The organism is Synechococcus sp. MIT S9451 (assembly GCF_047304725.1).
Taxonomy (GTDB): domain Bacteria; phylum Cyanobacteriota; class Cyanobacteriia; order PCC-6307; family Cyanobiaceae; genus Synechococcus_C.
In genome coordinates this window covers 1812424-1821865 of record NZ_CP138971.1, presented here as the reverse complement: position 1 = coordinate 1821865, position 9442 = coordinate 1812424, and the positions used below count along the sequence as shown (strand labels likewise).

The following is a 9442-nucleotide window of genomic DNA, read 5'->3' as shown; positions in this document are numbered from 1 at the left end:
ACCAGTTCTGCAACTTTGCGGCCAGACCCATCGTGACCAGCAGGCTGAGCCTGGGGCAATTCAGCATCAAAGCCGCTGGCAAGACGCAGGATCGTGCAGGATGAGATCTGCTGTTGAGCCACCTTGAAAAATGTCAGCCTGGTTGAAATCCTGCTGCGCAACATCGCCAAGGTTGCGGCTGGCTCAGGTATTGCGGCACTGCTGCTGTGGCTCACCTACGTGATGCTTGACGTGCAACACATGCAGGGTGGCTTCACCCTGCCCCAGAGCAGCTATTGACGAGCTGCGAGCAATGGCTGCCAATGAGACATGGCTGCCAACCAGACATGGCTACCAACCAGACATTGCGGCCAACGCGCCAAGGCCGCAAAAGAACAACGGCGGAATGACGATCAACTCATTCCTTCTTTCTGAGCACGCACCCAGCAACACCACAAACAACCTCATAGGCTTCCTCGGTTGTTTCGGTGATGACCCGCTTGGTGTAATCGCGCTTGGTCTCGCCCGCGGATCGGTCAGGAAGGGCATTCAGCAACCCCTTCTTGATCAACCGCACAGCCTCCTTCAGGCTGCTAGCCATCGCTCCTCCTGGCGTAAGCCCCGGTTTCCTGCAATCTCCTTCGGCAAGGGCACCACTAGCGAGTCGGGCAAGCGTGACTGAAACAAAACAGGGGGAAATCTTCTTGTCTCGTTACCCCCGGCCGTCAGCCAACCAGAACTGATCTCAACTCAGAAGCTGTTTGGCGAAGCCATCCATCCGATCAATCGCCAGAGCAAGATTCTGGTCAAGCGAGCGTCCTGAGCTTTTCCTCGGTTTGAAGCTGTGGTCGCCGTCTGGAATCCACGCAACGCTGATCGCGGCGGGCAGCTGATAGCCCTCCACCTCCTTGGGTTTTCCGAACGTATCGCGTTCGCCTTGAAGCACGAGCAGCGGCGATGCAAGCGCCATCAAATGATCCGTACGTCGCTTCTCCGGATGACCCGGAGGATGAAAGGGGTAGCCAAGACAAACGCAGCCTCGAACATTGCTGGAAGGACCAAGCGGCTCCAAAAGCTGGCTGGCCACACGTCCCCCCATGGACTTGCCACCAATGATCAGCCCAGGACGATCGACGAGCGCAGTGATCTGTTCGTGGAAACAAGCCTCAAGAACTGGAAAGCGATCAGGAGCAGCCTTCTTGCCTGTCTGACGGGAGCGCTGCATGTAAGGGAATTCGAAACGCACCACACCCCAATCCCGCTGGGACAAGCCCGTAGCCATTGCCGCCATAAAGGGACTGTCCATCGGAGCACCAGCACCATGGGCCAAAAGGAAGGTGAGCGGTGCATCAGAAGCACCGTCGAGAAGGAGAGGTGAGCTCATGGGCTTGATTCTCCTTCTCGAGTCACCTCAATGGCGAAACAAGAAGGCGCTTAGGCCACCATCGGGTTGGGGAGTGGTGCCCTGGCTCTAGACAAAAAATCGCGAACATCACCGCGAACGCTCAGCAGCTGTCCATTAACAGCCATCTGCCAGATCTCAACTTTGGCATCGATCGGTGCTCTGAAGCCAAAGATTTCGCTTGGCATCACAACTTTCTCCAAGTAAAAGTTGTTCGCACCGATACACTTCAACACCACCATTTTGGGTGATTCGTTCCAGTAAAGACAGTCCTCCATCAGAAAGGGTGCGAGTCGTGTCGTGACAATCTCCGAAATCAGAAGGAGTTTTTGTCAGATCAGCAACAACAAACAAAAGTCTTCCATTTTTCTCCAGAAACCTGATCTCAGCCTGCAGGACTCAGTCCACAAAACGCTTGTAAAGCCAGCGAACGAATCCACCAACCAGAGGCACCGGACCAAATGTGGGGCCAACGAAATCGAAATAGTCACGATGGTCACAGATTTTTCCGTCGCCATTGAGACGCAGGCGACTTGCACCTGGGTAAACGAATTCGATGCCCTTGATTTTTAGGCCCATCTCCCACTCCACAAATGCAAGATCAGCGTCCACGGCCACGGCTGTCGGCAAGAGGTAGACGTCATCGCAGCGCCTGATCAATCCATTTTGAGCGGCGATGTAAGCATCGACGCCGACACGCTCCTGGGTGGGATCCTGAAAATGCACATCGTCGGCATAAAGCGCTCGCCACTGCTCTTCGGACGGGGCAGGTAAGCCATAGGGCTTGGTGAACAGCTCTCTGAGCTGATCAGCAGACACGGCTGACATGGGGCATCCAACAACAGTTGGCTCAGATCCTGACGGATCCGCATAGGCTCATGGCGTTCCATCGGCAGATTCGATCCGTGCCAGACGTTGGCTACAGCTATGAACCGCACGAACCCTTTGGAGAGGGACTAACCACGCGTCGCCCTTGGAACACAGGTGCTCTAACCATGGTGGAGCTGATCAATGGACGCGTAGCCATGCTGGGCTTCGCAGCAGCTTTGATCGGCGAACTCGTGAGCGGACATGGACCCGCAGGTCAAGTGATGGCGATGGTCCGTTGGTATCTCTCGTTGTAAATCACAACCTGATCAAAAACTGACCAGAGACTGCCTTAATTCGAGGCTGAGCCTGATTGAGATGCTGCTGGGAAGAGAGCAAAAGTGATTGCATCAGAACAGCAAAATGCAGTCAACGCATCAATTGATACCCAAAGGAATGAAGTCAATCCTTAAGACTCCTCCCTAAGACCTCAAGGTCAAGGCGCATTCATCGACAAACACGTCGATCGCCCACTCTGGGCTGAAGCGCAACGAAGGGCCAGGGTGCCAAGCAGCGGCGCAGCCGCTTCATACCAAGGCGCCGACCTTGCGGTTGCGTAACAGCAGAACTCATATTCCTGCCGCTGCGCTAGCTTTTTCACAGGGAGTGGAGGCTCCCTGTCGATGGTTGGTTAGGTCGATGCTCCCTGACCTTCACTCGGAGTCGGGATGGAGCTTGTTTCGCTCGGAACAAGCTCCACTCCTGCTTGCCTCCTCTTCAGCCCAAAGGCCTCAGAACCGTTAGAGCCTTCCTCTGCTTTGCCTGGACGGCACGAGTGTTGGATCGCAGGATCACAGTGTTGCCTTTGGGTCGTTGAGATCAGGCTGTGGGGCGGTGAGCTCATGCAGAGCTGAATAGTCATCCCCATCCAACGGCGATCCCTGCGCTCGTTCCAGCAAAGTCATCAAGCCCTGGAGACCGCTGGCCTCAAGACCGATCAGATCAGCCTCACGCAAGAACAGGGCAAGATCCTTGCGCAACAGGGCTGTACTGAAGTTGGGATTGGCGTAGTCGTGGGCAAGCATCCGCACCAGCTTCTTGTCCACGGTCGGTGCATACAACGCTGACGGCCTCAACACCTCCATGAACCGTTCAACATCGAGCCCAGAGGCCTGAACCAAGCGAAGCGCCAGGGAATAGCCATGGGTGAGGCTGGCGATCAGCTGATTCAGGGCCAACTTGCTAGCGGCCCCGCAGCCCGTCGCCCCCATCAGCTTCGGATCTTGGCTCAGCATTCGCAACAGCGGCAATTGCGCCTCAAACAGAGCCCCATCGCCCCCCGCCATCACCAACAGCCTGCCCTCCAGAGCCTCCGGTTTGCTGCCGAGTACTGGTGCTTCCAGGTAGCGGCCATTCTGCGCCTGCACCTGTGATTCCAGCTGCCGTGATTCGCTGATCCCCATCGTGCCCATCGGCAGACAACAGGCACCGCCAAGATCGCCAAGACCAGCAACCACCTCCGCAGTCACCGGCCCATCACGCAGCACCGTGATCACGGCATCACAGCTCTTGGCTGCGCCAGCCAAGAGCTGAATCGGCTGCGCACCTAATGCCACGAGCGTGGAACATTTCTCAGAGCGACGGTTCCAGACGTGAAGGTTCACACCCTGGTGCAACAAACGGCATCCGATCGCCTCGCCCAGCAAGCCTGTACCGAGAAGAGCAATCTTGAGCATCGAAACAGAGCGTCTGCGTGCTGCCGATCATCCCCTGCCTCGCGGCAGCCTGTGAAACATGGTGCGTTGGTCAGGAAGGATGGGGGGCCATCAGAGTCACCATCTCCTCAGGGCTCGAAGGCGACGGCATCGGATCGGGAGCCAGTGCAGGCAGGAAACTGACAGCAAGCACAACGCCCGCAATCAGTTTCAACGGCACCCCCATGCCCAGCTTTGACCTTGCCGACGAACCTCGGTGAGGGTTGGGATCGGTCACGAAATAGGCCGGCGCAAGATCGGCTGGCAGTGGCTTGAAGCAACTCGGACAGCTGCCGCCAAGATCAACCGCCTGGGCGCGAATGCTCAAACAGTGGGGACAGCGATAAATAGCCTGGGGAGTGCGGGCCATCGATAGCGAAGCGATTGCTCACACCTTCACGGCAGCCTGAACCAACGTTGCTGATGGTGATCAGGTGCCGTTGTGATCCTGGTCACTCAGTCAAAAAAGGGCGCGGATCCTGATCAAATCGATGCTGAAGAGGAATCGCCTCAGGCTGCTGATCGCCATCCAAAGCAGCGGTTTGCTCAAGGGCCTGGCGCAGTAGTCGACCGCTGAGCAGGGGCATGTCGCGAGGAACGCAGATGCGGTCTCGCAAGTAACGCAAGCCCAAGGCGGAGCCGGCCATCGGCATGACCGGAGTGCCATGCAACAGCAATGTGAGGGCAGCGCGCAGGGGCTGATCAAAGGCGACGCCAAGGGGATTGCGGGCCATCAGGGTGGAGCGATGACGAAGCACAGGTTCAAGCGCAAGCAGTGCAGCCGCACCGGAATCAGCGTCATCGTCAACGAGATGGCGCTCCCAACAGGCCAAGCCTTCGCCAACATCGATCGCAGCGGCACAGCGACGCTGCTCCGCCGTGCCGTTCTCCCAGCAGCCCCCCATCTGCGGTGGAAGGTCATGGGCGTGGGTATGGAAATCGCTTTGAGTACCGCGATAGGTCGTCAACTGTTCAAGGGCCCTCAGCCAAGAATCGATGCCTGGATGTTCGTTGCGCAGGCCGAAGCCTTTGAAGTAGGCCAACGACGCGTTCATGCGCTCCACATAGGGAACAAACACCAAGTCAGCGCTGCCGGGTTCCTCTGCGAGCGGGGCGTCTGGATCGAGCCAACGCCCTCCCCCCCGAGCCAGAGCCTGCTCCATCCGCCGCGCGATGGCCTGGAACTGCTCGCGAGCTTTGTGGTCCTGACGTTCGGTCAATCCAGGGGAGCAAAGCCAAATGCACCAGGCACGAAACAGCAAACGCTCCAATTGCCGCAGGTCCCGCACCCGCCGGTCCAGCATTGATGCTCCAAGCGAACCAAAGGCCTGCTCCAAAGCCAGGAGGATGTCATCGCTTTCGGTAATCAGCCGGCCATCAAGCTCCAGGGCCGGAAGCATCCCGGATGGGATTTTGGCGGTGAACCAAGGCTCCTTCGGGCCGTAACAGCGCATGGTGACCTTACGGATCCGGTAAGGGATCCGCCGGAACTCAAGCCAGAGCCATACCTTTTGGCAGTACGGGCACCAAGCATGATGATCCCGATACAGCGTCACCCTCACGGATGCCTCGGACTGACCGAAGAGGCGCAGAGTGGCCTGAGCATTGGTCGGCCCGTTGATCCGGTCGATCAAGGCTGGGGCCATCGCCTCAAGTGCATCCCAGTGCAGGGCCTGATCAACAGACGCGACATCAGGCATCACGAAGGTATTCGATGAGGTCGCCATGATGGCGCCCAGGGACGACAGCCTGCCCAGCAGACAAGCAGCAACCAGCAGCAACCAGCCCCGACCTCGATTGACACATTTGTACTACTCGAGTAGAACAGGCGTACCAGCAGCAGGCCCATGGCGCCCAGCTCCCCTTACGCCCCGTTCAAAGCCGAGGAGTGGATGCGCACCTCTGCGATCACCCCACGAAAGCGATGCCAAGGCATGGTTGGATCCAGGATCCCCGCACCAGCGAAACCAAACGGTTCCATGCCGACGAAAAAAGCTGGGGCCAGGATCCTCGCGTGTTCGTGGATTCAGGGCGACCTGTTCCTGGAGAAGCCCCACTGCTGAAAACCAGGGTGCACCTCCGCCGCGAAACGGCCGAGCTGCTTTGGCAGGAATTGCTGCGGGTGGGTTGGCGCACCTGCATTCCCCAGTGGGGAGCCGATGTCGACATTTGAGCAACCCCACCCGCCTCAACCGAAGCGGTAGTGCTTACGCACTGGCTTAGTGACATCCCAAGTGCAACAAAGGCCTGCGGAAAATTCCACCAGGTCTCCAGCGCCGAATCGCACCGGCTCTCCACCGTCAGGCGTCACCGTCACTTCCCCTTCCAACAGCAAGCAGGTTTCCCGCTGGTCGTATTGCCAGGGGAAGGTGCTCACCTCACAAGCCCAGATCGGCCAATCGCGTGCACCCAAAGCAACGATCACGCTCTCCGAGCATGGCGAGATCACATTGATCGCCACAGATCCGACATCGGAACAATCAACCTCCATCATTGCGCGGAGCCTGCCCGTCACCGGCAATCAAGCCCCGCTCCCAGCGCCTGCACTGACGCATCAGCAATCCAGTGAGCAGGCCAAGCAAAAGGCCACACCAGCTCAGAGGCCCGAACTGCCCCAATCCCACCAGGGCTGCAGACACCCAGAGAATGCCCCAGCACCAAGGGCGAAGAGCACGAAGCCGTCGCAAGGCCGTCGAGCAACTGCGGCAATGGCGAGTGTGGCTGTGATAGCGATCCATCAAGAGATCTAGGTTCTGGCGCGGCGGCAACGAAACGCCATCAAAAGGCTCTCCGCCATGGGCCGTCAGCCAACGGTGCAGAGCGGCCACATACACATCGGCCTGACAGGGCATAAAAAAGGCACGGGTTGCTGCAGCACTGCCCCCTGCCGCATCAAGAACCCGCTCCTGATGGTGCAGAAACACCTGATCGTCTTCCAGCACCTTGTGATTAGCGATGTGCTGCAACCAGCGAGGTCTGGCACCAACCAACAACCGCGGCAACCACGAATGAAATTGAAAAGGGAAGCGGGCAAACAATCGACATTCGCCGCGGCGTGTCGGCACTGCATACACCACGGTGAGGATGCGGGCGAACCCCTTGGCGTCCAGGTCATGCCAGATCAGCTGGGGAGCGCGAAAGGTGGTGAACTGCGACCCCAGAGACCCCAGGCGAGGCCCCTCGTCCCACACGGCTGAAAAGCCATCAGCGTCTTCATGGCTGATCCTTGCTCTGACTGGAGAAGCATTGCTGCGTCGTCCAACAGTGCGATGGTGCGTGAAGGGCACATGGCTCACATCCAACACGTTTTCCAGCAAGGTGAGGGCATCCATCGGCAGGTCCCGAAAGGTGTCCTGGATGGTCCAAGTGTCCGCGGACATGTCCAGTGCCGGCACCAACGGCACGGCCCCCGGATCAACTGAGCTGGGATCACCGCTCCAAACAAACAACAGACCCTGTCCGCTGCTGCAAGGGAGGCTGATGCAACGGGCGCGAACGCTATCGCTTCTTGTACCTGCCTCGGCCTGGGGGATCCGCTGACACCGCCCTGCACCATCAAAACTCCAACCGTGATAAGGGCACTCGAGCTGGCCATCCGCATTCAGCCGTCCTTCACTCAAAGGCACCAGACGATGGGGACAGACATCGGGGAAGGCGCACCATCGCTCTTGCGAACGATCCCACCAGAGCACCAAGTCTTGATCAAGCAGAGTGAAACGATGCGGCTTTGCGGGATCGAGATCGCGCAAATAAGCCACTGGCCACCACTGCTCTGTCCAGGAAGGGAGATCCGTTCCCCACTGGCTTTTAGATGGATTAATTGAGAGCTTGTCTGGTTGCGATCGAGTTTCTGACGCCAAAGCTCCACACGAAAACCAAGGCCTTAGACGGTAAAGGGCAAGTGCTCTGTGACGAGAGAGGTCCTTTTATTTGGCTCTACACGGAGAGCCACGGGAAGGGCGAATACCGCAGACAACAACTCAATACAACAAACGCTGTCGATGCCTGTGTTGAACCACTTGGCTTCAACACGAGGGAAAAACAACAGGAGAACAAGGCTCAACCTTCTCGAAAAGCCAGTGAAGGCAAAGAAGCCAGACGAATGGGTTGGATGGATTGGGCATGGGATCACGAGCACAAAGAAGATCAGAAACATCTGATCTAATCAGCATCAACAACCAGGCACATAGAAATGACTATGAACACTGATACTTGACCCATTCGACAGGCTTCTGATCTCCAAGGTCTACGGCCCGCCTCCAATCACCGCAAGCACCCTCAAGATCATTTGCCAATTCTTTCGCAATGCCACGGTTGGTGTAATGATCGGAATCCTGCGAATTAATCTCAATTGCCTTTGTATAATCGGCAATGGCTCCTTGGTAGTCTTCTAAATTAAACTTAGAATTGCCACGATTGTAATAGTAATAGTCGTCCTGCGGATCAATCTCTATTGCCTTATCAAAGTCAGCAATTGCTGCTTGGTCATCTTCTGACCTAGACCTTAGATTGCCACGGTTATTGTAGGCATCGGCATGCTGCGGATCGATCTCTATCGCCTTTGTGTAATCGGCAATCGCTCCTTGGTAATCCTCTAGATCGTACTTGACAACACCACGATTATAATAAGCATCGGCATACCGCGGATTCACCTCTATCGCCTTTGTGTAATCCGAAATCGCTCCTTCATAATCACCTAATTCATCCTTGGCATTTCCACGCTTGAGATAAGCATCGGCATACCGTGGATTAATCGCAATCGCTCTTGTGAAATCAGCAATTGCTCCTTGATAATCTCCTTGCTCATACTTTTCTGTGCCACGGCTAGAAGAGATGATTGCCAAGGGATTCGTGCAACCGGAAATCAATGGAGACCCAAGGGCAAGCACAGACAGCGCAGCAGCAAGAGCAGTAGATCTAAGAGACATCTTCCCAAAATCGCTTAAACAACAATAATAGATATGCCCGGGATAAACCAGGATCGATTGAACGGTATTGGTGCACAAGGGCACTTATACCTAAGAAGACAGCTATCGATGCCTTACCTGGAGGATTCCGACAAGACTTCGAACGTACCGACGCCGACAGGTGCGATGACTTATTCGACTGATTGATTCAGTAGCGGAAGTGCTCGATCGTTGTATACCTGTTCGGATTCCCTATGTCGAGCGGATTAAATTTCAGGAGCAGGAACTGCCGACTAGCATCATCCTCTCTGCAAGCATACATAACACGAACTTCTTCTATTTTGCTGTTAGCAGCTCGTTGGCAAGCAGAGTATGCAGCTTGACGAGAGTAGACTTTATCTAAGCCAACATCATACGGAAGAGACAATATGAACGATAGAGGCGCTAGCAGAAGCACTTGATTCATCATAGGTTCAGCCTCCGCTTGGCAGCGGCATCCATTACATCCAATCAAACCGACCAGAAGAAGAAGAAGAAGAAGAAGAAGAAGGGCAACGGGCTTTAAAGAGAGAGAGAGAGAGAGAGAGAGAGAG

14 protein-coding genes are annotated in these 9442 nt (G+C 56.2%); 5 read left to right on the top strand and 9 right to left on the bottom strand.

All coding sequences use genetic code 11. From position 1 onward, the window contains the following. The first annotated feature begins 123 nt into the window (after positions 1-123). Both SIB72_RS09500 and SIB72_RS09495 read left to right on the top strand, forming a co-directional pair. Positions 124-279 carry a hypothetical protein gene (locus SIB72_RS09500; protein WP_170953904.1) on the top strand — a complete coding sequence of 52 codons (156 nt, stop codon included), beginning with the start codon at positions 124-126 and terminating at the stop codon, positions 277-279. A 13-nt stretch (positions 280-292) separates the two neighbouring features. Then, positions 293-661: a hypothetical protein gene (locus tag SIB72_RS09495; RefSeq protein ID WP_413743728.1), complete on the top strand. Its 369-nt coding sequence runs from the start codon at positions 293-295 to the stop codon at positions 659-661. A 63-nt stretch (positions 662-724) separates the two neighbouring features. Here SIB72_RS09495 and SIB72_RS09490 read toward each other — a convergent pair whose 3' ends face one another. From SIB72_RS09490 to SIB72_RS09480, 3 genes are all read right to left on the bottom strand, one after another. Then, positions 725-1363 (bottom strand): alpha/beta fold hydrolase, encoded by a 639-nt coding sequence (locus SIB72_RS09490; protein ID WP_413743727.1) that lies wholly within the window; start codon positions 1361-1363, stop codon positions 725-727. A 50-nt stretch (positions 1364-1413) separates the two neighbouring features. Beyond that, positions 1414-1659 (bottom strand): DUF1830 domain-containing protein, encoded by a 246-nt coding sequence (locus tag SIB72_RS09485; protein ID WP_115120878.1) that lies wholly within the window; start codon positions 1657-1659, stop codon positions 1414-1416. Between the two features lie 121 nt (positions 1660-1780). Further along, positions 1781-2209 carry a nuclear transport factor 2 family protein gene (locus SIB72_RS09480; RefSeq protein ID WP_413743726.1) on the bottom strand — a complete coding sequence of 143 codons (429 nt, stop codon included), beginning with the start codon at positions 2207-2209 and terminating at the stop codon, positions 1781-1783. Between the two features lie 50 nt (positions 2210-2259). On the opposite strand from SIB72_RS09480, the gene SIB72_RS09475 reads away from it, so the two are divergent. Further along, positions 2260-2505 (top strand): chlorophyll a/b-binding protein, encoded by a 246-nt coding sequence (locus SIB72_RS09475; RefSeq protein WP_170953903.1) that lies wholly within the window; start codon positions 2260-2262, stop codon positions 2503-2505. A 534-nt stretch (positions 2506-3039) separates the two neighbouring features. Here the strand turns inward: SIB72_RS09475 and SIB72_RS09470 are convergent. From SIB72_RS09470 to SIB72_RS09460, 3 genes are all read right to left on the bottom strand, one after another. Beyond that, on the bottom strand, positions 3040-3924 hold the full coding sequence (locus SIB72_RS09470) for an NAD(P)-dependent oxidoreductase (protein WP_413743725.1): 885 nt from the start codon (positions 3922-3924) through the stop codon (positions 3040-3042). 70 nt (positions 3925-3994) lie between these two features. Then, positions 3995-4312 (bottom strand): hypothetical protein, encoded by a 318-nt coding sequence (locus SIB72_RS09465; RefSeq protein WP_413743724.1) that lies wholly within the window; start codon positions 4310-4312, stop codon positions 3995-3997. Between the two features lie 82 nt (positions 4313-4394). Then, positions 4395-5642, bottom strand: a complete 1248-nt coding sequence (locus tag SIB72_RS09460; RefSeq protein ID WP_413745090.1) for a glutathione S-transferase family protein — start codon at positions 5640-5642, stop codon at positions 4395-4397. 224 nt (positions 5643-5866) lie between these two features. Between SIB72_RS09460 and SIB72_RS09455 the strand changes: the two genes are divergently transcribed. Continuing rightward, complete coding sequence (locus SIB72_RS09455; protein WP_115120987.1) at positions 5867-6115, top strand: DUF1651 domain-containing protein; 249 nt, start codon at positions 5867-5869, stop codon at positions 6113-6115. 15 nt (positions 6116-6130) lie between these two features. On the opposite strand, the gene SIB72_RS09450 is transcribed toward SIB72_RS09455, so the two are convergent. Together SIB72_RS09450 and SIB72_RS09445 are read right to left on the bottom strand one after the other, a co-directional pair. Continuing rightward, entirely contained in the window at positions 6131-6436 is a 306-nt protein-coding gene (locus SIB72_RS09450; protein ID WP_413743723.1) for a cupin domain-containing protein, read from the bottom strand. Beyond that, on the bottom strand, positions 6423-7700 hold the full coding sequence (locus SIB72_RS09445) for a Rieske 2Fe-2S domain-containing protein (protein WP_413743722.1): 1278 nt from the start codon (positions 7698-7700) through the stop codon (positions 6423-6425). Before SIB72_RS09445 ends, SIB72_RS09450 begins: the two co-directional genes overlap by 14 nt. A 62-nt stretch (positions 7701-7762) precedes the next feature. Here SIB72_RS09445 and SIB72_RS09440 point away from each other — a divergent pair, with 62 nt between their 5' ends. Next, positions 7763-8107, top strand: a complete 345-nt coding sequence (locus tag SIB72_RS09440; protein ID WP_413743721.1) for a hypothetical protein — start codon at positions 7763-7765, stop codon at positions 8105-8107. Between the two features lie 31 nt (positions 8108-8138). Here SIB72_RS09440 and SIB72_RS09435 read toward each other — a convergent pair whose 3' ends face one another. Then, positions 8139-8786, bottom strand: a complete 648-nt coding sequence (locus SIB72_RS09435) for a tetratricopeptide repeat protein (protein ID WP_413743720.1) — start codon at positions 8784-8786, stop codon at positions 8139-8141. Positions 8787-9442 lie beyond the last annotated feature (656 nt).

Excerpts from the sequence above, each read along its gene's own strand:
- SIB72_RS09495 (WP_413743728.1), top strand. The coding sequence starts at position 293 with ATGGCTGCCAATGAGACATGGCTGCCAACCAGACATGGCTACCAACCA.
- SIB72_RS09490 (WP_413743727.1), bottom strand. The coding sequence starts at position 1,363 with ATGAGCTCACCTCTCCTTCTCGACGGTGCTTCTGATGCACCGCTCACC.
- SIB72_RS09485 (WP_115120878.1), bottom strand. The coding sequence starts at position 1,659 with ATGGAGGACTGTCTTTACTGGAACGAATCACCCAAAATGGTGGTGTTG.
- SIB72_RS09480 (WP_413743726.1), bottom strand. The coding sequence starts at position 2,209 with ATGTCAGCCGTGTCTGCTGATCAGCTCAGAGAGCTGTTCACCAAGCCC.
- SIB72_RS09475 (WP_170953903.1), top strand. The coding sequence starts at position 2,260 with ATGGCGTTCCATCGGCAGATTCGATCCGTGCCAGACGTTGGCTACAGC.
- SIB72_RS09470 (WP_413743725.1), bottom strand. The coding sequence starts at position 3,924 with ATGCTCAAGATTGCTCTTCTCGGTACAGGCTTGCTGGGCGAGGCGATC.
- SIB72_RS09465 (WP_413743724.1), bottom strand. The coding sequence starts at position 4,312 with ATGGCCCGCACTCCCCAGGCTATTTATCGCTGTCCCCACTGTTTGAGC.
- SIB72_RS09460 (WP_413745090.1), bottom strand. The coding sequence starts at position 5,642 with ATGCCTGATGTCGCGTCTGTTGATCAGGCCCTGCACTGGGATGCACTT.
- SIB72_RS09455 (WP_115120987.1), top strand. The coding sequence starts at position 5,867 with ATGCCAAGGCATGGTTGGATCCAGGATCCCCGCACCAGCGAAACCAAA.
- SIB72_RS09450 (WP_413743723.1), bottom strand. The coding sequence starts at position 6,436 with ATGATGGAGGTTGATTGTTCCGATGTCGGATCTGTGGCGATCAATGTG.